General features: G+C 47.2%; 22 protein-coding genes. 16 read left to right on the forward strand and 6 right to left on the reverse strand.

All coding sequences use genetic code 11. The features are described 5' to 3' along the window. Window positions 1–37: 37 nt before the first annotated feature. From A3750_RS16705 to A3750_RS16715, 3 genes are all read right to left on the reverse strand, one after another. Entirely contained in the window at window positions 38–2,890 is a 2,853-nt protein-coding gene (locus A3750_RS16705) for a valine--tRNA ligase (protein ID WP_068520240.1), read from the reverse strand. Between the two features lie 91 nt (window positions 2,891–2,981). Continuing rightward, window positions 2,982–3,431, reverse strand: a complete 450-nt coding sequence (locus A3750_RS16710) for a DNA polymerase III subunit chi (RefSeq protein WP_068520241.1) — start codon at window positions 3,429–3,431, stop codon at window positions 2,982–2,984. Further along, window positions 3,432–4,913 (reverse strand): leucyl aminopeptidase, encoded by a 1,482-nt coding sequence (locus A3750_RS16715; protein ID WP_068520242.1) that lies wholly within the window; start codon window positions 4,911–4,913, stop codon window positions 3,432–3,434. Window positions 4,914–5,032: 119 nt separating this feature from the next. On the opposite strand from A3750_RS16715, the gene lptF reads away from it, so the two are divergent. From lptF to A3750_RS16735, 4 genes are all read left to right on the forward strand, one after another. Next, window positions 5,033–6,136 (forward strand): LPS export ABC transporter permease LptF, encoded by a 1,104-nt coding sequence (gene lptF / locus A3750_RS16720; RefSeq protein WP_082863384.1) that lies wholly within the window; start codon window positions 5,033–5,035, stop codon window positions 6,134–6,136. Beyond that, on the forward strand, window positions 6,133–7,194 hold the full coding sequence (gene lptG / locus A3750_RS16725; protein WP_082873329.1) for an LPS export ABC transporter permease LptG: 1,062 nt from the start codon (window positions 6,133–6,135) through the stop codon (window positions 7,192–7,194). Before lptF ends, lptG begins: the two co-directional genes overlap by 4 nt. A 132-nt stretch (window positions 7,195–7,326) precedes the next feature. Continuing rightward, window positions 7,327–8,559 carry a DUF6160 family protein gene (locus tag A3750_RS16730; RefSeq protein WP_068520244.1) on the forward strand — a complete coding sequence of 411 codons (1,233 nt, stop codon included), beginning with the start codon at window positions 7,327–7,329 and terminating at the stop codon, window positions 8,557–8,559. 70 nt (window positions 8,560–8,629) lie between these two features. Continuing rightward, complete coding sequence (locus A3750_RS16735) at window positions 8,630–9,232, forward strand: MarC family protein (protein WP_082873330.1); 603 nt, start codon at window positions 8,630–8,632, stop codon at window positions 9,230–9,232. A 20-nt stretch (window positions 9,233–9,252) separates the two neighbouring features. Here the strand turns inward: A3750_RS16735 and A3750_RS27350 are convergent, their stop codons facing one another. From A3750_RS27350 to A3750_RS16750, 3 genes are all read right to left on the reverse strand, one after another. Continuing rightward, window positions 9,253–10,002, reverse strand: coding sequence for a sterol desaturase family protein (locus A3750_RS27350; RefSeq protein WP_082873331.1), 750 nt, complete (start codon window positions 10,000–10,002; stop codon window positions 9,253–9,255). Between the two features lie 171 nt (window positions 10,003–10,173). Next, complete coding sequence (locus A3750_RS16745; RefSeq protein WP_231871856.1) at window positions 10,174–11,292, reverse strand: acyl-CoA desaturase; 1,119 nt, start codon at window positions 11,290–11,292, stop codon at window positions 10,174–10,176. Continuing rightward, complete coding sequence (locus tag A3750_RS16750) at window positions 11,289–12,377, reverse strand: flavin reductase family protein (RefSeq protein ID WP_068464312.1); 1,089 nt, start codon at window positions 12,375–12,377, stop codon at window positions 11,289–11,291. Before A3750_RS16750 ends, A3750_RS16745 begins: the two co-directional genes overlap by 4 nt. A 140-nt stretch (window positions 12,378–12,517) precedes the next feature. On the opposite strand from A3750_RS16750, the gene A3750_RS16755 reads away from it, so the two are divergent. The 12 genes from A3750_RS16755 to fliJ form a co-directional block, all read left to right on the forward strand. Then, window positions 12,518–13,054 (forward strand): cytochrome b, encoded by a 537-nt coding sequence (locus tag A3750_RS16755; RefSeq protein WP_197466511.1) that lies wholly within the window; start codon window positions 12,518–12,520, stop codon window positions 13,052–13,054. A gap of 37 nt (window positions 13,055–13,091) precedes the next feature. Further along, the gene (locus tag A3750_RS16760; protein ID WP_068458572.1) at window positions 13,092–13,670 is read left to right on the forward strand and encodes a YceI family protein; all 579 of its coding nucleotides are present in this window, start codon (window positions 13,092–13,094) and stop codon (window positions 13,668–13,670) included. A gap of 2 nt (window positions 13,671–13,672) precedes the next feature. Beyond that, on the forward strand, window positions 13,673–13,972 hold the full coding sequence (locus tag A3750_RS16765) for a hypothetical protein (RefSeq protein ID WP_068458571.1): 300 nt from the start codon (window positions 13,673–13,675) through the stop codon (window positions 13,970–13,972). A gap of 198 nt (window positions 13,973–14,170) precedes the next feature. Further along, window positions 14,171–15,613 (forward strand): sigma-54 dependent transcriptional regulator, encoded by a 1,443-nt coding sequence (locus tag A3750_RS16770; RefSeq protein ID WP_068458570.1) that lies wholly within the window; start codon window positions 14,171–14,173, stop codon window positions 15,611–15,613. Window positions 15,614–15,865: 252 nt separating this feature from the next. Continuing rightward, window positions 15,866–17,143 (forward strand): PAS domain-containing sensor histidine kinase, encoded by a 1,278-nt coding sequence (locus A3750_RS16775; protein WP_082863301.1) that lies wholly within the window; start codon window positions 15,866–15,868, stop codon window positions 17,141–17,143. Continuing rightward, a complete protein-coding gene (locus A3750_RS16780) occupies window positions 17,140–18,591 on the forward strand; it encodes a sigma-54 dependent transcriptional regulator (RefSeq protein ID WP_068464308.1) in 1,452 nt (483 codons plus the stop codon). The genes A3750_RS16775 and A3750_RS16780 overlap by 4 nt, the downstream gene beginning before the upstream one ends. A 243-nt stretch (window positions 18,592–18,834) precedes the next feature. Then, window positions 18,835–19,209, forward strand: a complete 375-nt coding sequence (gene fliE / locus A3750_RS16785) for a flagellar hook-basal body complex protein FliE (protein ID WP_068453493.1) — start codon at window positions 18,835–18,837, stop codon at window positions 19,207–19,209. Between the two features lie 37 nt (window positions 19,210–19,246). Continuing rightward, on the forward strand, window positions 19,247–20,944 hold the full coding sequence (gene fliF, locus A3750_RS16790; protein WP_197475100.1) for a flagellar basal-body MS-ring/collar protein FliF: 1,698 nt from the start codon (window positions 19,247–19,249) through the stop codon (window positions 20,942–20,944). Beyond that, window positions 20,937–21,968 carry a flagellar motor switch protein FliG gene (fliG, locus tag A3750_RS16795; RefSeq protein WP_068453489.1) on the forward strand — a complete coding sequence of 344 codons (1,032 nt, stop codon included), beginning with the start codon at window positions 20,937–20,939 and terminating at the stop codon, window positions 21,966–21,968. The genes fliF and fliG overlap by 8 nt, the downstream gene beginning before the upstream one ends. A gap of 10 nt (window positions 21,969–21,978) precedes the next feature. Then, on the forward strand, window positions 21,979–22,953 hold the full coding sequence (locus tag A3750_RS16800) for a flagellar assembly protein FliH (RefSeq protein WP_068548484.1): 975 nt from the start codon (window positions 21,979–21,981) through the stop codon (window positions 22,951–22,953). Continuing rightward, window positions 22,946–24,304, forward strand: a complete 1,359-nt coding sequence (gene fliI / locus A3750_RS16805; RefSeq protein ID WP_082863091.1) for a flagellar protein export ATPase FliI — start codon at window positions 22,946–22,948, stop codon at window positions 24,302–24,304. Before A3750_RS16800 ends, fliI begins: the two co-directional genes overlap by 8 nt. 6 nt (window positions 24,305–24,310) lie before the next feature. Beyond that, window positions 24,311–24,628, forward strand: a 318-nt coding sequence (gene fliJ, locus A3750_RS16810) for a flagellar export protein FliJ (RefSeq protein ID WP_068548487.1), incomplete at its 3' end; no start/stop codon positions are given.

Here is a 24,628-nt window from a genome sequence, read left to right on the forward strand (position 1 = left end):
GCCCGCCCCACAAATTCCAATCAATTGATAGGCTTCCTTACATTGTTTTGATCTTATCCATTTGCTCGGCCAGGAAGGATAGGCTTTGTTCAGCTGAGGCAAGCTTTGCTTGCTCCTTCTCAACCACATCGGCCGGTGCATTGCTGACAAATTTCTCGTTACCAAGTTTGCCTTTAAGCCGCTTGATTTCTCCCTCGGCTTTGCCAACCTCTTTATTTAAGCGGGCAAGTTCGGCTTCTACGTTGATCAGACCTGCCATCGGAACAAGCACTTCCATTTTTCCAACAAGTTGGGTGGCGCACATTGGTAGATTATCAGAGTCAACCCACACTAGGGAGTCGAGTTTGGCTAATGCCTTGATTAAATTGGCGTTTTTCTCGAAGCGAAGTTTGTCGCTGTTATCTCCATTGTGCAGTAATGCAGGGATTGCTTTCGCTGGAGAGATGTCCATTTCGCCGCGAATGTTTCTGACGCCAATAATTACGTCTTTTAGCCATTCAACGTCTGCAAGGATCGATTCATCTATTTTGCTTTCATCGCTAACGGGGTAGCTTTGGGTCATGATGGTTGCACCCGACTTCGCAGCTAAAGGCGCTATTTTTTGCCAAATTTCTTCAGTGATATACGGCATGAAGGGGTGCGCTAGTCGTAAAATGGTCTCGAGTACGCGTACCAAGGTTCTGCGTGTTCCTGCAAGTTGCTCAGCAGAGCTGTTGGCATCATTTAGTGCAGGCTTGGCAAGCTCTAGATACCAGTCACAGTAATCGCTCCAAATAAAGTCGTAGAGAGTGTGGGATGCATGGTCAAGACGGAATTCGCTTATTGACTTATCAATGCTTGCTTCGGTTTGCTGTAGTCTCGAGATGATCCAGCGGTCAGCAATGGAAAGCTCATAATTATTATGATCGGTAGCACAGTCTTGACCTTCGACGTTCATTAAAACGTAACGCGCCGCATTCCAAATTTTGTTGCAGAAATTTCTGTAGCCTTCTAAACGCTTCATATCCCAGTTGATATCGCGTCCGGTTGAAGCGAGAGAGTAGAGCGTGAAGCGTAAGGCATCGGTGCCATGCGCCGATATTCCGTCTGCAAAGGCCTTACGCGTGCGCTTTTCGATTTTTTGCGCAAGCTGTGGCTGCATCATGTTACCTGTGCGCTTGCTAACAAGGGATTCAAGGTCGATGCCATCAATCATGTCTAAGGGATCAAGAACATTGCCTTTTGACTTGGACATCTTATCGCCATTCTCATCTCGAATCAGTCCAGTTACGTAGACGTACTTAAACGGAACTTGCGGTTGTCCATCTTCATCCTTCATAAAGTGCATGGTCATCATGATCATGCGCGCTACCCAGAAAAAGATGATATCAAAGCCCGTCACCAAAACATCGGTAGGGTGGAATGTTTTGAGGCGTTCTGTCGCTTCTGGCCAGCCTAGGGTACCGAATGTCCAAAGAGCGGAAGAGAACCATGTGTCCAGCACATCTTCGTCTTGAGAGAGCTCTACATCTGCTGGGATTCCATTTGCAGAGCGCGCTTCTGCTTCGGTGCGGGCAACATATACATTGCCTTCTTTGTCGTACCAGGCCGGGATGCGATGCCCCCACCAAAGTTGGCGCGAGATGCACCAGTCTTGAATGTCGCGCATCCAGGAGAAGTACATGTTTTCATACTGTTTGGGTACGAACTGGATATCGCCGTCTTCAACGGCTTTAATCGCTGGTTCTGCAAGTGGCCCAGCGCGAACAAACCACTGGTCGGTTAGTAGGGGTTCGATGACAACACCTGAGCGGTCTCCATAAGGTACCATAAGCGTGTGCTCATCGATCTTCTCAAGAAGGCCTGCATCTTCGAATGCGGCAATGATCGCTTTACGTGCGGCAAATCGCTCAAGGCCTCGGAAAGCTTCTGGTATCGTCGTATCGATATCGCTTAATGATTGGCCTGAGTTATCAAACGCTTCTGCTTGATGCAGAATCTCGCCGTTTTTACTCATAATATTGATCATTGGGAGAGCGCAGCGTTTGCCGACTTCATTATCGTTGAAGTCATGTGCTGGCGTGATTTTTACGCAGCCAGTCCCTTTCTCCATATCGGCATGTTCGTCGCCCACGATTGGAATGTGACGACCAACTAATGGTAGAACGATTTCTTTGCCAATGAGCGCTTTGTATCGCGGATCTTCAGGGTTAACTGCAACACCGGTATCACCAAGCATTGTCTCCGGACGTGTGGTTGCAACAACTATGTAGTCTTTGCCTTCGCTCGTGGTTGCATTGTCAGCCAACGGATAGCGCAAATGCCACATGTGACCTTGCTTTTCTTTGTTTTCAACTTCTAGGTCGGAGATGGCTGTATGTAGTTTAGGGTCCCAGTTTACCAAGCGTTTTCCGCGGTAGATCAGGTCATCTTTGTATAATCGAACGAATACTTCTTGAACGGCCTTGTAGAAACCATCGTCCATGGTAAACCGCTCATGGTCCCAGTCTACGGATGCACCAAGACGTCGAAGCTGCTTTGTGATGGTGCCGCCCGAATGTTCTTTCCATTCCCAAATTTTGTCTAAGAATGCTTCGCGTCCCATGTCATGACGCGTTTTGCCATCCTCGGCAGCAATCTTACGTTCTACCACCATTTGAGTGGCGATGCCGGCATGATCGGTACCTACCTGCCATAACGTGTTGTTGCCCTTCATCCGGTGGTACCGAATAAGTGCGTCCATGATGCTGTCTTGGAATGCATGACCCATATGCAGGCTGCCAGTGACGTTCGGCGGCGGAATCATAATTGAGTAGGCATCGCCATGACCGCTAGGCTTGAAATATGCTTGGTCTTCCCATTGTTCGTACCAAGATTGTTCAATTTCACTGGGTTGGTAGGTTTTTTCCATGTTAGGTCTATTCGCTACTATGTGGTGATCATTTATAAGAAGGCGGGCATTATATATGTGCAAAGGCTAACAGTGTAGCTTCGAAGCGGCTTTATCGAAGATCGTGGTAATTCACTTCGCCGCCAGCCGTTTTTAATTTCTTGTATAGGCTTCGAGCCTTGCTAAGGTTGCGTTCCTCGCTGTTAACTAAAATAAGCCGTCGAGAATGCCTTGGCTCTATTTGGAGAAGAGACGGGCTCATGTATATGAGCGCATCTGCGTCTTCACCCTGTTTTTTTCCTGCTGCTTCATGCAGCAGAAGTGTACTAATCGCAATGGGATAGTCCTTGTTCGGGGAGGTACGTTGCTCATGCGGGAGAAAGGCCGCATCCTTAAAGGACCACATTTGCTCATCGAGGCTTCGAGCTTGAGTGTCGTCGTGGCATAAAATTAATGCAGTATTCTGATTAGACAGAATCTTTTCACTGAGCTTGCAGGCTAGTTGTGCAAGCTCAGTGAATTCGGTTCCACGAACAATGTATAGATCAGTGCGAGTGTTCATTTATTTGGCATGGTTTACCAGATAGTTGAGTAGCAGGGGGACTGGGCGTCCCGTGGCTCCCTTTGTTCCGCCTGAGGTCCAAGCGGTGCCCGCTATATCGAGGTGCGCCCATGTATATTTCTTGGTAAAGCGAGCTAGGAAGCAAGCGGCAGTGATGCTGCCTGCGGCAGGGCCTCCAATGTTTTGCATGTCTGCAAATGGGCTGTCTAGCTGTTTTTGATATTCCTCAAAGATCGGAAGTTGCCACGCTTTGTCTTCTGCCTCAGTGCCCGATGTTATTAGAAGATTGGCGAACTCATCAGAATTACTCATTACGGCTGAGGTGGTGTGGCCTAGAGCAACAATGCAAGCACCTGTAAGTGTCGCAATGTCTATTACCGATTTCGGTTTAAACCGCTCGACATATGTCAGGGCGTCACAAAGCACTAAGCGGCCTTCGGCATCGGTGTTCAGAATTTCAACAGTTTGTCCTGAGGCTGTGGTCACGATATCACCAGGCTTGGATGCATGACCTGCAGGCATGTTTTCTGCCGCTGCGACAACCGCAATAATGTTCTTCTTCGGCGCTATTTCTGCAATTGCCTTCATCGTGCCCAGAACACTTGCGGCGCCGCACATGTCGTACTTCATTTCGTCCATTTTGGCGCCTGGCTTCAGGCTAATGCCTCCAGTATCAAAGGTGATTCCTTTGCCAACCAGAACATGAGGTGCTGATTTGGCTGCGCCACCCTTATACTCAAGAACAATCATTTTTCCAGGTTCTGAGCTGCCTTTGCTCACCGATAAAAATGCGCCCATATTGAGCTTTTCCATGTCTTTTTCTTCAAGTATTTTGCAACTAAGGCTTGCATATTCTTTTGCCAGTCCCTTTGCGATGTCGGCAAGATAGGTAGGGGTGCAAACATTTCCAGGCTCATTGCCTAGGTCCTTGGCTAGATTCACGCCTTGGCTTTGCGCCGCGGTGTACGCAATTGTCTTCTTGACCGCGCTTTGTTGATCTTTGCTGCACACAAAGCTTGCGTCACTGATAGTTGATGATTTGGATTTATCAGATTTGTAGGTATCAAATAAGTACCCACCGGTATTTAGTCGTTCAATCAGTTTCGCGCAAAGAGCGTTTTCAGAAACGGCCGTGCCAGACGTAATTGTTAGGTCAACAGCGACTGTTTTGGGTTTCAATTCTCGAACTTTTTGCTCGGCCGTATCGAGAGACTTGTTGATGCTAGACAGGGTTAGGTCTTTTTTGTCTCCGAGGCCAACTACGATAATCTGCTTGGCCTTTCCTGATAGAGGGGTAATGGTAGCTGTGGAGCCTGCGTCGCCCTTAAAACCGATATGCTTAAGGGACTTGGATAGAGTACCTTCCAAAGCGTCGTCTAGATCTTTGCTTGCTTCGCTCAATTCCGCTTTGCTGAAGCAGAAGGCGCATAATGCGTCTGCTTTAATTTCACTTAACTTGCGGATTGTAGAGTTGTATTTCATTATTCCCACCTATTTAAAAATTACGGTCTCTAGTTTAAGAGACGACAAGCGCTTTGACTAATATTTAGAGCGTACTAGTACTATCCTAGTACGAAAAGCGCAGTTACTTGGGGCTTTATTTGATTATTTTTTCCTACCTTGCCAGGCAGGTGCTTGGTTCGATGTTGGCTGTGACATTTATTTTGCTGCTCATCTTTATGAGTGGTCGTTTTATTAAGTATTTGTCGCAAGCTGCTCTCGGAAATATTTCGCCCGACATTCTTTTTCTGGTAATGGCATATCGCTTACCTGGTTTTCTAGAATTGATCTTGCCTCTAGGTCTTTTTATGGGGGTGTTGCTTGCATATGGCCGTATGTATCTCGAGAGTGAGATGACGGTTTTGCATGCCTGTGGATATAGTCAGAAAAAGTTACTCGGTACCACTTGGATAATTGCAGGTATTGTTGCACTTACGGTTGCTGCTTTAACGCTTTATGTTTCTCCGAAAGGGATGGCTAAGGTTGAGCAGTTATTTGCAGAGCAGGCCAGTAAAACTGCTTTCGATCTGTTGGTCCCTGGGCGCTTTCAAAACCTCAATATTGGTAATCGGGTCACATACGCGGGAAGTCTCAGCGAAGATAAAAAGGTTATGTACGATGTGTTTGTCGCCGAGTCTACCTCAGATAGTGAGCGTTCCAACGTTTTATACGCAGAGCGGGGTGTGCAGCGGGTTGACGAAAAAACGGGCAGCCGTTTTTTGATTTTGCAAAACGGGCGTCAGTATCAAGGCGCACCTGGTCAGGCAACATATAGAGAATTAAGTTTCGAGTCTTATGGCGTTTTGATTGCCGAGCCTGACACAGAGATCAGAAAAGTGAAGGAAGAAGCGATACCAACCCGGACGCTACTCTCAATGAATGATGATGCGTCAAAATCGATTCTGTACTGGCGACTGTCTTTGATTGCGCTCGTACCCATTGTGGCTATGATTGCGGTTTCGGTGTGTAAGGTGAATCCGCGGCAGGGTCGGTTTATGCATCTTTTGCCAGCTATGTTGATTTATATTCTGTATCTGGGGCTTCTCATTCTTGCAAAAAAGAAAAGTTCAGAAGGCGACGTAGACCCTTTGATTACCTTTTTAGGTGTTCACTTGGTCTTTATTGTGACAGCGACATTGCTGTTTTTCAGAGAGAGAATGAAGGTTGCGCTTAGCTTTAGACGATCAAAAGGAGCGGTCAGTTGAGGATAATTGATCGCTACGTTGCTAAGTCTGTTCTCATAGCAACCGCTGTCGTGATGTTTGTTGTGTTGAGCTTGGATATCGTATTTGGATTCATTGCAGAAACAGAAGATCTTAAAAATAATTATGGGGTTGTCGATGCTGCTATTTATATCGCGATGACTTTGCCTCGCCGCGTGTATGATTATCTCCCCCTGGGTGCCTTTATGGGTTGCTTAATCGGCCTCGGAGCACTCGCAAAAAACAGTGAGTTGACGGTTGTTCGAGCGGCGGGTGTTTCATTGGGTCGGATTGTCTGGGCATCAATGAAACCTGTGATTTTGGTTGTGATACTGGGTGGTCTTTTGGGCGAATATGTTGCTCCCACTACTGAGAAGATCGCACAAAGTGCAAAGGCACTAAAGCAAGGTGCGCAATCTAATATCGTTTATAGCCAGGGGCTTTGGCATAAAGAGGGTGAGAACTTTATTCATGTGAATGCTGTTGAGCCAAATGGCGCGCTACATGGTATCTCGATCAACTATTATGGTGAACAGCGGCGTTTGGAAAAAAGCTTGTTCGCCGCGCGCGCTCTGTTTCATGAAGGTGGCTGGAGTTTAATTGATGTTCAGATTACCGAGTTTGAAGAGAGTCGGGTGTTCTCATCTACAGAAGAGCTGATGCCTTGGCATACGGAGTTAACGCCGGCTTTGCTTAGTATACTTATCGTAAAGCCTGACAATCTCTCGATGAGTGGTTTGTTCAAGTATGCAGCGTACCTGTCAGAGCAGGGGCTTGATGGTGGTGTTTATGTTCTTTCTTTTTGGAAGAAGGCATTGCAGCCGATAACGACGATTTCTTTGGTGCTTATTGCGATTTCTTTTGTTTTTGGTCCCTTAAGAAGCGTCGCGATGGGGACGCGAGTTTTCGTGGGGTTGGTTGTAGGTTTGTCATTTAAATACATGCAAGATCTCCTGGGGCCGGCCAGTATGGTGTTCGGCTTTGAACCGATTATTGCAAGTTTAGCACCGATCGCAGTGTGTTTTCTTCTGGGGATCGTGATGCTTCGTCGAGCCGCCTAGTTGATACTGGTTTGAATGTACCAATTGAAATACATTGCAAAATTTGTTAATTTTGAAGTGGGTAAAGATTTTTTTGGTTGGCTCGAAAGGATGTGTAGTATTTCAGCCAAGTAAATCTCGGAGAATAATAAAATGAAAACATTCCGAAAGCTGGGCTTAGGGCTTGCAGTAGCTGCAATCTCCACAGGGCTATCAGCTGAAGTAATTAAGCTTGATGATCAAAGGTTACGGGAAGTAGCGGGTCAGGCGGGTTTAACGATAGATGTCGAATCTCGTTGGGAAATTGGTGAGTTTGCATACAAAGATGCCGGTTTCCTTCTTTTGCAAGGCCTTCGTATGGGCGGCCATGATCTAAATGACGAATTTTCGTCTGATTACTACTTAGACAACTTACGCCTCGAAATCGATGTTGCGGGTGACGGAACGGCGCCGAGCACAGACAATGAGTTGGATTATGGTTTTTCTAAGATGCGTGATTATGCAAACCTCTATGTCGAGGCAGGAAACCAAGACAACGATTTTGCTGCTGTTGCTGGGGGGTTTGACCCGAAAAGAGGGCTAGCAATCGATGGTAAGAAAACTTACGGAGATGGCGACCTCGTTATTCATTTTGATATTACAGATCCATGGCAAAAAGAGGGTGGATTGCCGTCCTATTTAGCGAATGATCGCTTTGCTACCGATGATTACGAAACGTTTGAGTTGATGACTGAGCATGCTGTTGATTTCAGTTTTGAGATTGATGCCATCGGTATTGCTCGAAGTGACTATGATGTGGGTAGTCGAGGTCTCGACCTAGATGGAAACCATGACACGGGTCTTCATGAAGGTGCGAATGGCACTACTACACTTATCAGCCAATTAAAGATGAAAGGCTATCTCGGCCCGGAAGACTTGCACATTAGTAACAATGGTAATGGGTTCGGTGCGGTCGATTCTAATGGTAATGGTGTGTTTGACGATGCAGAGTTAGCTGCAAGCACAGGGGTGGGTGATGCCAACTCGAAGATCACTTGGAGCGCCTACACCATGATTACTGATATGGAGTTTTACCTTGATATCGCTGGTGTTCAGATCAGGGATATGGCGATTCATAACAAACGGGGTGATCTAACGGGATTGGATGGAACCTCTTCGTTTTATTTCGCGCACTCTATACGAGAGATTTATGCAGTAAGAAACGTTGTACCAAAAATGAGATCAGATGGCACCGTAGATTTTGTCGATGGCATAGCGATCAATACGCGCTTTAAAGGCGATATGGACATTAAACATCTATCATTCGGTGATACGAATAAGTCCATTGGTGAGTTGTATTGGACTGATATAGAGTCTGATACTCGCTGGGTTATTTCTGCGCACTAGTTGGAAATCATACTACTGTTAAAAACCCGCTTGTTTGAAGCGGGTTTTTTCGTTTAAGAGGAAGGGACTATTGGATAGTCTAGTGTTTTTGAATGCTATGACAGCGATGTTGGTGATTATTGACCCTATTGGAACTGCGTTGATCTTCAATGCGCTTGTTGGTGATAGAGGGTTTCGTCAGCGTGTCAAAATTGCGTTAAAGGCAGTATTGATAAGTATGCTGTTAATTGTTGTGTTTGCTCGGTATGGTCAGAGTCTGCTCGCTCAGCTAGGAATTAGTATTGAGGCGCTGAGGATTGCAGGAGGGCTGCTTCTATTCTATTCTGCATTCCACATGGTTTCGCAAAAACTTGAGTACAAGATTGACGATGCTGGAGGAGATGTGTCTGTGTTCCCAATGTCAGTTCCGTTGATTGCAGGGCCGGGATCTCTGACTATGGCTGTTTTGTTGTATTCGAGTGCGGATGCGAACGAGAACGCACTGAGTGTTGTGCTGGCCACACTAGTTGTTGGTGTGATCACATTTTTTGCTTTGTGTGCCGCTTTACCCGTAAAGAAAGTTATTGGCCGAACAGGCGATGAGGTTCTTAGGAGGTTTTTAGGCGTTCTATTAGCGGCACTTGCTATTCAGTTTGTGATGGATGGGATTAATGATTTTGTTGTCCAGCACTAGTTTGGATTGTTGCGGTTGAGTTATCGCTGCTGCTTAAAGGGTTGAGTGATCAGTGACGCTAAGCCTTCTGATTCTGTTTTTTCTACTTCTTTTACTCCCATAACGAAATTGTTAATGCCACTGCTGTTGAGTGGCGCGTAGCTATTGAATGCACGATCCCAAACGCTTAAGCAAAATCCAAAATTCCGGTTGCTGTCAACGAGGTCGGTCGAGTGATGTATTCGATGCATGCTAGGCGTTACTACTAGTCTGCGAAATATTTGTTCAAACCTTTTGGGAAGTCGTATATTAGTGTGATTAAAAATCGCGCAAGCATTCAGTAAAATCTCAAACAGCACCACCGCGACGAAAGGAATGCCTAGGCCGAGTACCAGGGCGCTTTTGATTAGCATTGACAGCAGTATTTCTAGCGGGTGAAAACGAAGGGCGCTTGATGCTGAAAGCATTGTGTCGCTGTGATGGACTCGATGCAGTCGCCATAGATACTTGTTGTAATGAAAGTACCTGTGCTGCCAATAGATGCAAAAATCTAGAAAGACGACTGCAGATACAGTGAACAATAGTGAAGATTGTGGAAGGTCTAGGCTGTAGCTTATACCTATTTGCCAGAGTTCATTCTGCAGCGCTAAGTGCGCAGCTAAAATTCCAGGTACAAGTCGTAACAGTATCGTGCCACTCGCACCTAAAAGGAGGTTGTCTAGGTTGTGTTTGAGTGCGTTGCCTGAATACCTTCGTGCTGGCAGAGCGTGTTCAAGTATTATCATTACCATCAAGGTGAAGGCGAACACGGCAAGCCTTATAGGACCCTCACTAGAGCTGAGGACTTCATAAAGACTAAAGGCCTCAGCGAGGCCGTTTGCTTGATTTGAATTGGTAGCGAATGCCGTTGTAATAAAGTTCTGCCTTATGTCTTATGTATTGATGGTGCTTGCTGAGAAACTTTACGCTTTTGCTTGCTGTCTTGGTTCTGGAAACGAGTATTTCAGTATTCTACTTACAACAGTTATGTACTGATGCCAGAAGCTTCCTGTATTGTAGGGTATCTCGTATTCATGGCAAAGGGCCTCAACTTTTGGTGCTAGTTCTCGATAGTGAGGCGCCGGAATGTCCGGGAATAAATGGTGCTCAATTTGGCAGCTCAGGTGGCCGCTTAGTATGTGGAAAGCTTTGGAGCCTTGAATATTTGATGAGCCAAGTATTTGTCGGTAATACCAGTCTGCTCGCTCCTCGTTCTCTAAATCCGACTCGTAGAATACCTGCGCATCTTCCGTGAAGTGTCCGCAGAAAATGATGCTCGATGTCCACAAGTTTCGAATTATATTCGCCAGAATACTGCATACTAAAACGGGTAGAGCGACAGGCCAAAACAACAAAGGGTAAAGTATATAATCTTTGAAGATTTGCTTGCCGGCTTTTTTGAAAAACGCATTTCTGAGCTCAAGTCGCGAAATAGGCAAAGAGCTATCTTTCTTTTTTTTGCCTGCAAAAATGCGTTCACCCGCAAGCTCATGGTACGCGACGCCCCATTCAAACAAAAAACTCAAATTCAGATAGGTAAGTATCTGCCACGAGTTTTTTGGCTTCCAAGGTAGGTCGTTACTTAACCTTAGTAGCCCGTAGCCGAAATCACGATCTTTTCCAAATACGTTAGTATACGTATGGTGTTCGTGATTGTGATAGCGTTTCCATGAGTCGGAATCGCCCGCATTGTCCCAATCAAACTTTCTGGAGTTGATATTTGGATCATTCATCCAGTCATATTGGCCATGCATGACGTTGTGGCCGATCTCCATATTGTCGAGAATTTTTGATACTCCTAGACCTATGGTACCAACGGCCGCCAGCAGGTACATCATTGGTCCACTGAAAAACAAAAAGGCTACCGGTATCAGTATACGGCTCGTGATATCCAGTAAGCGCTGAAAGCCAATCAGTCTTCTAATGTAGCGGGCATCTTTTTCGCCGATGCGCTTTAGGGTGTCAGCTTTTAGACTTTCAAGTTGTTGCGCGAATTGCTCTAGCTTAACAGGGTCAATACGTTTCATCGTTGAGTTGCTCATTGCACTGTCCGTTCATTAATAGTGAGTTCTAAATCAGTTTCGGCGACGCATATGCAAAGCTGGATATCTTCTTTTCCAGCATCAGAGATTTGATTTGTTTTAAGGTTTCTAACGCGACCGCTCTTCTTTTGAGCGATGCATTGGTGACAGATCCCGGCACGACATCCATAGACAGGGTTTAGGCCGGTTTTTTCAGCGTTCTCTAGTAACGTTCCGTTCTTTTGCTTGGACATGATTAAGCGACCGTTGGCGTCCTTAAATGAGAGCGTTACGTCGGAGCTCGCTGATGCGTTTGCGAAACCAAATGATTCTGTAAAAAATTTAGGCGTTGCGTGGCCAAGTCTTTGGCTGCGCTCAATAAAGAGGTCGTGAATATGCTGGGAAAGGCCAGATGGCCCGCAGGCATATGCGCTCTCTATTTGGATTTCACTGAGCCATGCTTCTAAGGTGTCATTCTTGATTCTGCCTTGTGATGAGGATTCCAAAATCAATAGGTTGAGCCCTTTATTTGCTAACGTTTGTAAGCGATTTTTGAATGGGGCTTCGGGCTCGTGTGATACCGAGTAGAGAAGGTGTTGGCTACTAAGCTGCGCATCTGATAGCGATTCCAATATCGATAAGATGGGCGTAAGGCCACTGCCACAAGCCACAAACGCATTAGTTTGTCGCCGCTGTTTAGGTGAAAGAACAAATGATCCCTGCGCCTCTCCGATGCGCACAATGTGTCCCTTTTTTAGGTTGTTTGGTATCCAGTTAGTGACCAGACCTTGAGGGGCGCGCTTAATGCTTATTTCAATGGTCGATGACTTTTTCCATTGTCTCCATGCGCTTGAAATGCTGAATGTACGCTGGTAAACGCGGCCATTAATCTCGATTTGGATAGGAATGTGTTGTCCTGGTTGGTAACTAAAGGAAGCCAAAGAACTCGGCTTTAGGGTAAGGGTGAACATTCCTGCCCCTTCTTCTCGTATCCCGATTATCCGCGTTTTTATTCCTGAGGTTCGATAGTCGGGTGCGATAAGACCAATAACGGGCTCAAGATAATTGCTTAACGATTTCGCTGTTCTTTGTATGTTGTTTAACACGGTCTTGCCTGAGGTTGCTTACATAAAAAATGCAGTTGAAATTGAGCTAACAACTGTTATCTCAAATTATCATTTCAAATTAGCGCCGACTTGTCTAGCATTTGTTCAATGTTTTGATTGCTAGGTTGGGGTATTTCGTTGTGCGTAAGGTTTCAAATTGGCCAATATCCATTATTGTTTTGCACTGGCTGATGGCGCTAATCATCGTTGGTTTGTACATTTTGGGTGATTACATGGTTGGCTTGGATTACTACGATCCTTGGTATCAGTCCGCTCCCTTCTGGCACAAGTCCTTTGGACTTCTGGTTGTGTTGCTGATGGTCTTGAGGGTTGGAGTCAGGTTGTCCACGAAAGCTCCGGAGAATCAAGAGCCAAAAAGATTTAATAGATTGGCTGCCACCGCTGTTCACTTCGGACTATATGGACTTGTCGTTGTGATATGCGTTAGCGGATTTCTAATTTCGTCGGCCGATGGCCGGGCGGTTTCATTTTTCGATTTGTTTGATGTCGCTTCGCCAGGTGCTCTTATCGATAATCAAGAAGATGTGGCAGGTGTGTGGCATGAGCGGGCTGGGTTGGCCATACTGTTTTTGGCGGGGCTACATGCGTTGGCTGCAATGAAGCATCATTTTATTGATCGTGATCGGGTGCTAAAGCGTATGTTAGGCTTAGACTAGAAAGTTAAGTTTTTACTTCAAAATAGAGAGGAAGAGCATGAGGAATTTTGTAAATCGTTTCATTGGTGTGTGTATGCTTTCGCTGACGGTTGCGTCCGCAAATGCGGCGGATTACGTGATTGACACAAAGGGAGCGCATGCTTTCGTACAGTTTCGTGTAATGCATCTTGGTTATAGTTGGCTGTATGGTCGCTTCAATGACTTCTCTGGCGAGTTCAGTTATGACCCTGCTAGCCCGGAAAAAGCCGCAATTACGGTCGATATTCAGACGCCTAGCGTTGATTCAAACCACGCGGAGCGAGATAAACACCTACGCGGCGACAAGTTTCTTGATGTAGAGCAGTTTCCAACGGCGAAGTTTGTGAGTACGCGGGTAGAAGTGGTTTCAGAGGACAAAGCTAAGGTCTATGGCAATCTCACTTTGAAGGACGTAACGAAAGAGATTGTTCTCGATGTCGATCGAGTCGGCATGGGCGAAGACCCTTGGGGTGGCTATCGTGTTGGCTTTGAGGGGCGCACTAAATTTCGTATGAAAGATTTCAATATTTTACGAGACCTAGGTCCCTTATCTCAGGACGTAGAGATGATTCTTTCTGTTGAAGGGATTAAGAAGTAGTCATGACCTCAAGCCATCTTGATCTGATCGATCTTGATACTCGCGTGCGAGCGCTCATAGAGGCTGAGGATATCGAAGGCATTGCCTTGATCGATGAGGAAATTAGATCCTACCTTGGTGCTAACAGGCAGGAGGAGATGGCATTGAAGCCAGAGCAGTTGCATAAGCTGTCAGGTATCTATGACAATCTAACCGCCTACGTGAGTACTTTTCGGGACGGGCTCGCTACTGAGCTTCGTGGTATGAAAACAAAGCAAAAAGGTATCAAGGCCTACCAGACCTCGAATCAGTCCACAAAATAATTGGCGCTTAGTTATATCTAAAACCGACAAAAAATTGAACAATTTTGTCGGTTTTTTTTATTTCTAAGGGTTAATGACGTTTTATTGACTAATTGCCGTGTTAAGGCTTTAATTGAGACCAATAAATTCGCAATCTTAAGCGTTCCTAAATAACAGGTCTTCAATCTTCTTGAAGGCGATAATAAAGGGCTTTATTCCATGTCTCAGGATACGAGCGTTTTGGTCATCAGTGATGATCATGATGTGCTTCGTGATATTACCGTTATTTTGAATTTCCTTGGTGAAACTGTCGTTTCTGCAGGTTCAAGTGATTGGAGTGCTGACCACCAGAGTCTACTAAATCTTGATGATGCGACAGCTACCCCGCAAGCCGGAGCCGTGGTGCTGGATGCGGCCGTTGACGCTGCCAGCGATATTGTGGCTCAACTGGACGAGGCAAATGATGCCGTTCCCGTGTTAGTAATTGGTGACGCGTCTGAGCTTGATCTTGACGACGTTTTGAAGAAGAAAGTGATCGCGAATCTTGAGCGGCCATTGGAATACAATAAGACGATAGACAGTCTTTATCGTGCTCAACTGTATCGCGATCAATTTTCCGCAACGAGCAAGCGTGGCCATCAGCGTGAAGCAGAGCTATTTCGTAGTCTTGTTGGAACGAGTCGCACTATTCAAGAGGTGCGTTCACTGATGGGGCAAGTAGCGGACAAAGATGTCAGTGTTTTAATTACTGGTCAGTCTGGAACGGGTAAAGAAGTCGTTGCTCGAAACCTGCATTACAATTCTCATCGTCGCGACGAGCCCTTTGTTCCCGTTAATTGTGGCGCCATACCTGCGGAGCTGCTTGAGAGCGAATTGTTCGGCCATGAAAAGGGAGCATTTACCGGTGCAATTACCGCGCGCTCCGGCCGATTTGAGTTAGCTGAAGGCGGAACCTTGTTTCTCGATGAGATAGGGGATATGCCTCTGAATATGCAAGTTAAAATCTTGCGGGTATTGCAAGAAAAGACCTATGAGCGTGTTGGTGGGACAAAAACAATTCCTACGGATGTTCGGATTATTGCGGCAACACATAAAAACCTCGAGAGCATGATCGAAGAGGGAACATTTCGGGAGGATTTATACTACCGTTTGAATGTCTTCCCGATTGAAATGCCCGCGCTAAAAGAGCGAGAAGAAGATATACCGTTGTTGATCAATGAGTTGATCTCTCGAATGGAGACAGAAAAACGTGGCTCGATTCGCTTTAACTCCGCAGCAATTTTGAGTTTATGTCGTCACGAGTGGCCCGGAAACGTCCGTGAGTTGGCAAACCTCGTTGAGCGCTTAGCAATTATGCACCCTTATGATGTGATCGGTGTGAAAGAGTTGCCACAGAAGTATCGCCATGTTGAGGTTGAAGACGAATTTCTTGAGAGCGAGGATACAGCAACACAAGTTCGTGGTCTTGCTGGTGTTGACTCACCGGCGCTGCTGCCTATCAATGGTATAGACCTAAAAGAGTACTTGGCGAGTTTGGAGAAATCGCTTATTCGACAAGCGCTTGATGAGTCATCTGGTGTTGTTGCGCGCGCAGCAGAGCGTTTGCGGATTCGTCGAACAACTCTGGTTGAGAAAGTGCGGAAGTATGATTTGAGTAGCTAAACACTGCTTGATTGTTGCATTGCGGTTGTTTTTGCAGAGATGAAGTTCTAACAAAAATCCCTGACAAAAAACCGACACCTAAAGCTAGGCAGGTATGCCTGGCTTTTTTTATGACAATAAATTGTCACTCTACTTAATAAGGTGCGTTAATTAAATATATTAAGCTACTGATTTATATGCATTAAATTGTTTTGGCCTACTTTCTGCTGATATTCATTCGAATTAGCTTTTAAATCGAACATGAGAATCGCAATGGCTCGGACCAGCAGTACTAAGTATCAAGAAACCTATTCTGCAAAGCATTCTTCCGCGACTGGAGTCGGTTTGCAAAAGGCCGTTGAGCGAGTTGATGATGAGCTGCCAGCATCAAAGGTTCTAAAGTTAGATGCCGTGCATCCATCTTCTTATCGCGAACTGGAAGAGCGCGTTGTTGCGCTAAAAAGCGAGTTGTCTCTCGCAGAATCCAATACCGCCCAGCAAGAAAAAGAGAAACAAGCCCTTGAGCATCGACATTCCGCGTTGCTTGAGGTTCTCCCTGCGGGTGTTGTGGTGCTCGACGGAAAGGGTTTCATTAGTGAATACAATCCCGCAGCCATTGAACTTCTGGGTGAGCCTCTTGAGGGAGAGCGCTGGCTCGACGTGATTACCCGTTGTTTCGCACCAAAACATGATGATGGCCACGAGGTCTCGTTGAAGGACGGACGAAGACTGCACATTAAAACGCGCTCGCTCAAGTCCGGCGATGGTCAGCTGATACTTCTGAGCGACTTAACGGAAACGCGAGCGCTACAAGAGCGTGTCAGCCGCACTGAGCGATTAGGCTCTCTCGGTAAAATGGTTGCTAGTCTTGCTCACCAAATTCGCACGCCGTTATCTACCGCAATGCTATATGCAGGTCACTTGCGTCGGCCTGAGATGAGCACTGAAATGCGCATTGATTGTGCAGAAAAGCTGCTGTCGCGCCTAGCGCATCTTGAACATCAAATTCGAGACATGCTGGTCTTTGCCAAGGGTGAAACGCGGCTCGCAGAGCAGGTTAGTGTCCGTCAATTTTTTGAGAGTTTGCATGCGGCAGCGACACCGCTGGTCGAAAAATACAATGTCAAAACAACCTGGCATAACGAGTCAAAAGGCCAGATTTTATGTAATCAGGAAACGCTGGTTGGCGCATGTATGAACTTGATTAATAACAGCATCGAGGCGCATGAGAGTCAAACACGAGACCGGCAGTTAGAAATCAGTATTGAATCGGCTGATGCGGAAGGTCGGTTTGCTTGTATCCAAATCTGTGACAATGGTCCGGGCATACCGAGAAGTCTGGAAAAGAAAATTCACGAACCATTTTTTACAACAAAATCTCAGGGGACCGGCCTAGGGCTTGCGGTTGTGCAGGCTGTGATCAAGGCTCATAAAGGTCAATTTTCCCTCCGCTCCGGAGCTGAGGGGGCAGTGGCAACGATCTTGATTCCACTGTTTAAGCCGGAGCAGTCTCCACTCAAATCTACGCTAGCAAGAGAGGTGTCATCATGAACACGCCAAACGTATTAATAGTTGAAGACGATCGAGAGTTGCGCGAAGCCTTATGCACCACTCTTCAGCTAGCAGGGATGAAATATTTTGAAGCGGACTGTGCAGAGAATGCCTTAGTTGCGCTAGAGAAACGTAACTTCGACATTGTTGTCAGCGATGTCAATATGCCGGGTATGAGTGGCCATGAGCTGCTGGCTCAGGTGAAGTCTAAGGTGCCAGGCTTGCCAATGATGCTGATAACGGCATTTGGACAAATTAAGGATGCGGTAGATGCAATGCAGGCCGGGGCGGATGACTATCTGGTTAAGCCGTTTGAGCCGCAAACACTTATTGAGTCGATCGAACGCATTGTCGGTGGAAATCAGAATACCGAGATTAGCGACGAGCCGGTTGCGAGCTCGGCCTTCACCAAAGAATTTTTCAAGGTGGCGCGTAAAGTCGCTAAGACTGAATCCACCGTCATGATCTCTGGTGAAAGTGGGACCGGTAAAGAGGTTTTGGCGCGTTACATTCACCGCCATTCTCCAAGAAAAAACAAGCCATTTGTTGCGATCAACTGTGCTGCCATTCCTGAAAATATGTTGGAAGCCATGTTGTTTGGTCATGAAAAGGGCGCGTTTACGGGCGCATATAACAGCTCTCCCGGCAAGTTTGAGCAGGCAAATGGGGGTACCTTGCTACTCGACGAGGTTTCAGAAATGGATCTCGGCTTGCAGGCAAAGCTATTGCGCGTATTGCAGGAGCGAGAGGTTGAGCGTGTTGGAGGTAAGAAGCCAATCAAGCTTGATGTCAGGGTTTTAGCTACAACCAACCGAGCGCTCAAATCGTATGTGGACGCAGGCAAGTTTCGAGAAGATTTGTTTTACCGCCTTAGCGTTTTTCCAATGGCGTGGAAACCTCTGCGCGAAAGACGCGATGATATTTTGCCAATCGCGGAGCGCTTACTTCAGGTGCACGCAACCAAGATGCGTCGCGGAGCTATGACGCTAGATACTCAGAGTAAACAACACTTGGTGAATTACCCTTGGCCGGGAAATGTACGAGAGCTCGATAATGCGATTCAGCGTTCCTTAATTCTTGCAGAAGGAAGTGTCATCGAGTCGTCGGATCTCATACTGGAAATGCCTGAGAGCACCGTATCTGACAATTCTTTGACGGTTCGACCTGATGCTGACGAAGTTTTGTTTGTAGAAACGGAACCGGCTGCGCATCAGCGAAGCGAAGGGGAGGATAGCCCTCAGAGTTTAAGCGTGCACATAGACTCAAGTGCGTTAAACAAGGATCTAAAGCTGCGCGAGTTTCAAATTATTATCGACACTCTTCGCGAGGAGGGTGGAAAGAAGAAGCAAACAGCCGAGCGCCTGGGTATTAGTCCAAGAACGCTACGATATAAATTAGCTCAGATGCGTGAAGTTGGCATCGACGTTGCTTCAGAGATAGCAGCATAGTGAAAAGTGTCAATTGTTTGATGCTTTCTTTCTATCTCTGACTAAATCTTGAGTGTTTACTTGAGTAAGTATTTAGTTTGTCAATCTGCTGATATTCGGGGCCTTTAGGCCCCATTTTTTTGTCTAAAATCGGCGTTCGAAATTTAGCGCTTAAATAGGGGCTGTTGGCCTGTTTTGTGCAGTACTCTTTGGTAGACATGATCACGCAACGAAAAGTTGACGCATTTAACGGGGGAGGCGCTTATGTCAGGTATTAATTCAGTCACTGGCAGAGCCGATATTTCACAAGTATTGGCGGAGATGCGCAACTTGCGCTCACAGATCAAGCCCGCGGAAGATCTGAAGCCAGAGGTCTCGCCAACGCGCATTGATTCCGTTAATAAACCGAACGAAGTTCCGAAATTTAGTGAGCTTCTATCTAGCGCTGTAAATGGCGTGAACGAAGCGCAGAAAGCCTCAAGCGCGATGAAGACAGCGTACGAGCAAGGCGATCCCAATGTCAGCATTACCCAGGTGATGATCCAGTCGCAAAAAGCCTCTGTTGCTTTTGACGCTGTCACTCAGGTTCGCAACAAGGTCGTCAAAGCATATGAAGATATCATGAAGATGCCGGTTTAATTGGCGTGATTTATAAATACGAAGCGTGGCAGCGAACATGAGTGAAGCAACGGTACCAGCAACCACATCAAGCGTCGTCCCTGAGGCGCCGCAAAGCGATTTAATGACAGGCGTTAATCGCCTTGGACTGTTTCGACAAATCGGACTGATGATTGGTCTTGCCGGCAGCGTCGCACTGGGGCTTGCACTCGTGCTTTGGTTGCAGGAGCCGAACTACCAGCCAGCGATGCAAAACATTGCAGCGCAGGATATGGATGAGGTAACGCGTGTCTTAAATCTCAACGGGATCGATTTTAAGATTGATCCCAAGACTGGGGTATTGCTGGTTGCTTCAGAGCAACTTTATCAAGCGAAAATCAAACTTGCTGCATCCGGGATTTCGTCAGACCAATCGGTTGGTTATGAAATCCTAGATCAGGATCAGGGTCTCGGTAGCTCTCAGTTCATGGAGTCCACACGCTTCAAAAGGGGCTTGGAAGGTGAGTTGGGCAGGACGATTTCTAGCTTTAGAAATATCCGCTCTGCTAGGGTGCATTTGGCAATTCCAAAGCGCTCTGTTTTCGTTCGAGATTCGCGCGCGCCTTCGGCATCGGTGTTGATTGAGGTGCCTAACTTACGTGGGGTGACTCGAGAGCAGGTGGAGGCGATCGTTAATCTAGTTGCTGGCAGTGTTCCTGAAATGAATAAAAGCCAAGTCACGGTAGTGGATCAGCGTGGCAATTTGTTATCCAAGAATAATGAGAGCCAGGAAGATGCCCGTGTTTCGCGTGAGTTTGAGTATTCGCGAAAAATGGAGTCAGTACTGAATAATCGTATTAGCAGCATACTGGAGCCAATCGTTGGTACTGGTCGCTATCGTTCCGAGGTTTCTGCGGATGTTGATTTCACCGAGATCGAAGAGGCAGAAGAGCTGTTTAATCCTGATATGGCTGCGGTACGAAGTGAGCAGACCTTAGACGAGCAGAAAACAGCGGGTTTAGACGGTGGCATTCCTGGCGCTTTAGCAAATCAGCCGCCTGCAGATGCGCAAGCGCCAGAGCAGGCGGGAGGCGCGCAAGCTCAGGGTGATGATGCAAATCCAACTAGTCTGCGAAAACAGTCAACCCGTAACTATGAAGTCGATAGAACGGTGAGTTACACAAGACATCAAAAAGGGCGTATCAGCCGAATTACTGTTGCGGTCGCGGTTGATGACATCCGGAATATTAATCCAGAAACCGGCGAGGTGAGTTTCCAGAAATGGAGCGACGCCGAGCTTGAACGGCTAACACTGCTAGTACGCAATGCCGTAGGTTACTCGGCTGCACGCGGTGATAGCGTGAATGTGTTGAATACTCCATTCGCTCCTCAAGAGGTCGAAGAGTTCATCGAGCCGAAGCTTTGGGAGCAATCTTGGTTCTGGGAGGTTGTATGGAAGGCTCTTGCGGTCATTGTTGCGCTTGTCGTCGTATTTGCTGTAATCCGACCAACGTTTAGAAATCTGGCTAGCTCCGGTGCTCAAGCGAAAGAGGCATCCTTTGGTGGCGGCGACATGGACGGCGGTGGACTAGACTCGTTCGATCGGGTAGAAGGTGGCGGAGGCGTCGCTGCATTAGGGTCATCAGGTGAAGATTTTATGCTTCCCGGGGCGACTGAAGGGTATGATAAGCAAGTAAACGCTTTGAAGGGCTTAATCGCCGAAGATCCTGCGCGCGTCGCACAAGTAGTAAGAACATGGGTAAATCACGATGGCTGATAACGCACCTGCTGAAACTAGTGGCAATCTACCTGCACTTCCTCGTTTGGAAGCAGCGGCTATTTTATTGCTGAGCTTGGGCGAAGCAGACGCCGCACAGATTCTTAAACACATGGGGCCTAAAGAAGTTCACCGCGTCGGTACGACGATGGCGAACATGGCAAATGTGACGCAAGAGCAAGTTGAATCTGTGCTTGTAGAGTTTATTCAAGAAGTGGGCCGGCAAACTGGCATGGGTATCGGTTCTGATGAATACATCAAGAACATGCTCACCGAAGCGCTCGGAGAAGACAAGGCATCAGGCCTCATTGACCGCATACTTGTTGGTGGTAATACCACAGGATTGGACACCCTTAAGTGGATGGAAGGGCGCGCTGTCGCGGAGTTGATCCGCTACGAGCACCCACAAATACAGGCTATCGTGGTGTCTTATCTAGAGTCCGACCAAGCAGCTGAAGTGCTCGGTATTTTGGATGAAAAGGTGCGCCTTGACGTGATGATGCGTGTTGCCTCGCTTGATACGATTCAACCGCAGGCGCTTCAGGAACTGAATGACATTCTTGAGAAACAGTTCTCTGGCAATACGGCGACCGCAACAAGCAAAATTGGCGGTGTGAAATGCGCTGCTGACATTATGAACTTTATGGAGTCCTCTATAGAGGGCGACCTGATGGACAACATTAAAGAAATGGACTCTGAACTCGGGAATGAGATTGAAGAGTTAATGTTCGTCTTTGATAATTTGAAAGATGTGGATGATCGTGGCGTTCAAACCTTGCTACGTGAAGTTTCCAGCGAGGTTCTTATCGTGGCATTGAAGGGTGCCGATACAGAACTTCAAGAAAAAATCTTTGCTAACATGTCGAAGCGGGCTGCTGAGCTTCTGCGAGATGATCTTGAGGCAAAAGGGCCTGTTAAGGTCTCAGAAGTGGAAGCAGCACAAAAAGATATTCTTACCATCGCACGTCGTCTGGCGGATTCCGGAGAAATTATTCTCGGTGGCGGTGGTGAAGAAATGATCTAGGCATTGTTGCATGACCGACCAAAAAGACAAAGCGGCGGCTAAGTCTGTCAAAGAGATGACCGCGTATGAGCGTTGGGAGCTGCCTAGTCTTTCTGATGGTGGACCGGCTGCTCAGAGCATGCGACGTACCGAAACCGTTAAGCCCTTAACCGCAGATGACTTAGAGCAGATACGCAAAGAAGCCTACCAAGATGGACTCAAGCAGGGTAAGGCCGATGGTTTCAATCAGGGTGTCGTCGAAGGCCGCAAGAAAGGTCTGCAAGAGGGTAAGCAAGAGGGACTCAAGCTTGGCCAAGAGCAGGCAAGACTTGAGCTGCAGAGTAACCAAAAGTCGCTCGAACAGCTCTTCACCAATCTGCTTCAACCAATCGAAGAACAAAAAGAGGCCGTTGAGCAAGTTCTCTTAAACACCGTGCTTGCTCTTGTGCGCTCGGTGATTCACTTGGAAACAACGATGAATTCTGACGTGATCAAGCAAGCCTTGACGCGCAGCATTGATAGCCTTCCCAAACACGCGCAAGACATTACAATCCAGTTGAACCCCCAAGATAAAACGTATGTTGTCGACCTCATTCAGACGCTTTCCCCTGAGGCGACGGTGCGACCGAATGCGGCAATAGCAAGGGGCGGCTGTATTATCGAGACGACCGACCAAGTGCTTGATTACACAGTAGAAAAACGGTACCAACTCGCGGTTCAATCGATGTTGATGGACGCAGCAAAGGCACAGAATTTTGAAGTGCATCAAGAAACTCCCGACTCAATGCAAACACATACGGATTACTCAAGTGCGTTGCTCAGCGAAGGTCAGCAGTTGGCGGAGCAAGAGCAGGTTCAAGGCAACATACCAAACGATTCTGAATCGAATGTGCACGCGACAAGTGATCAGGTTGATGGTGAAGAGAAACGCTCAATGGAACAGGAGTCTCCTTCGGATTCATCGAGTGATGAGACAGAGATAGAGCCGGGGCCAGAACATGAGTGATTTGCTTCAGCGTTTGGTGGATTATCAGCAAGCAGCGCAAGGGCTTGATTCGATTGCGCCAGAAGCGAGCGGACGCCTGACTAGAATGGTTGGCTTGACGCTTGAGGCACAGGGCTGCCAGGTGGTTGTCGGGGATCGATGCCTAATCGAGGGGGCAAACCAAGAATCAATAGAAGCTGAGGTAGTAGGTTTTGATGGCAACAAGACCTTTTTAATGCCGTTGGCCGCTGTGAAGGGTTTTAAACCAGGCGCTAGAGTTACGCCGTTAGCGAACACAAATGATGTGCCTGTTGGAATGGGGCTGCTGGGTCGAGTGCTTAACGGCAGTGGATATCCGATTGACGGGAAGGGAGAGCTTGATGCGGATCACTACGTGCCTGCAAATGCAGATGTCATCAACCCTTTAGAACGAGCCCCCATAAGAGCGCCGCTTGATGTTGGAATCAAGGCGATCAATGGCCTGCTTTCTGTAGGTATTGGGCAGCGTCTTGGCTTATTTGCTGGCAGTGGTGTCGGTAAGAGTATGTTGCTCGGGATGATGACGCGATTTACCAACGCAGATGTGGTGGTAGTGGGACTTATCGGTGAACGTGGTCGCGAGGTGAAGGAGTTTATCGAGGACATTCTTGGTGATGAGGGTTTAAAGCGTTCAGTGGTCGTTGCATCGCCTGCGGACGATTCACCGCTCATGCGAATGCGCGCTTCGACGTTATGTACGCGAATTGCCGAGTACTATCGTGATAAGGGAATGCGAGTTCTCTTGCTAATGGATTCGCTCACTCGATATGCCCAAGCTCAGCGTGAAATCGCATTGTCAGTGGGCGAACCGCCTGCGACAAAAGGTTATCCACCATCCGTTTTTGCAAAAATTCCTCAACTTGTTGAGCGCGCAGGAAATGGGATCGAAGGCGGTGGTTCAATTACGGCGTTTTATACGGTGCTAACAGAGGGCGACGATCAACAAGACCCCATAGCGGATGCAGCACGGGCTATCTTGGATGGGCATATTGTATTGTCACGCAGTTTGGCAGAAGAAGGGCATTATCCAGCGATCGATGTGGAAGCCTCTATTAGTCGTGTCATGCCTCAAGTGACGGAAGCGCAGCACTTTAAGGAGGCACAACGCTTTAAGCAATTACTGGCAAAATACCAACAAGCACGCGATCTTATCTCGGTTGGCGCGTACTCGCCCGGTTCCGATCCGGATACGGACTTTGCCATTTCACGGATTGATCGCATGAAGCAGTTTTTGCAGCAGGGCCTAAATGAACGCGCCACCTCCCAGGTGTCGATAGGTCAACTACGAAATGTGATCGCGCCCGAGGCCGAGAGTGCCTCAAAAACCGAGTAATGCGCCATGGCTGATCTAAACAAGATCAAGCGTATGAGCCTACTTGTGCAGCTTGCTCAGAACAATGAAGATGATCGAAGCAAGCACCTAGCACAGGCGAGAGCAGCGATGGATGATGCCAAGGAGCAGTTAGCTAATTTGCAGGAGTATCGCGCAAACTACCTGGAAAGCTTGCGGGGTAAAATGTCGGGGGCTTCCAATCCTTATAATCTAACAAGCTATCAGCAATTTGTTTCTCAACTGGCCGACGCGATCAGTCAGCAAGAACGTGTCGTAGAACAAAATCAGGTTTTCTTTGAAAAGATCAAGAGCTTGTGGGTGCAT

This window comes from Oleiphilus sp. HI0079 (assembly GCF_001635105.1).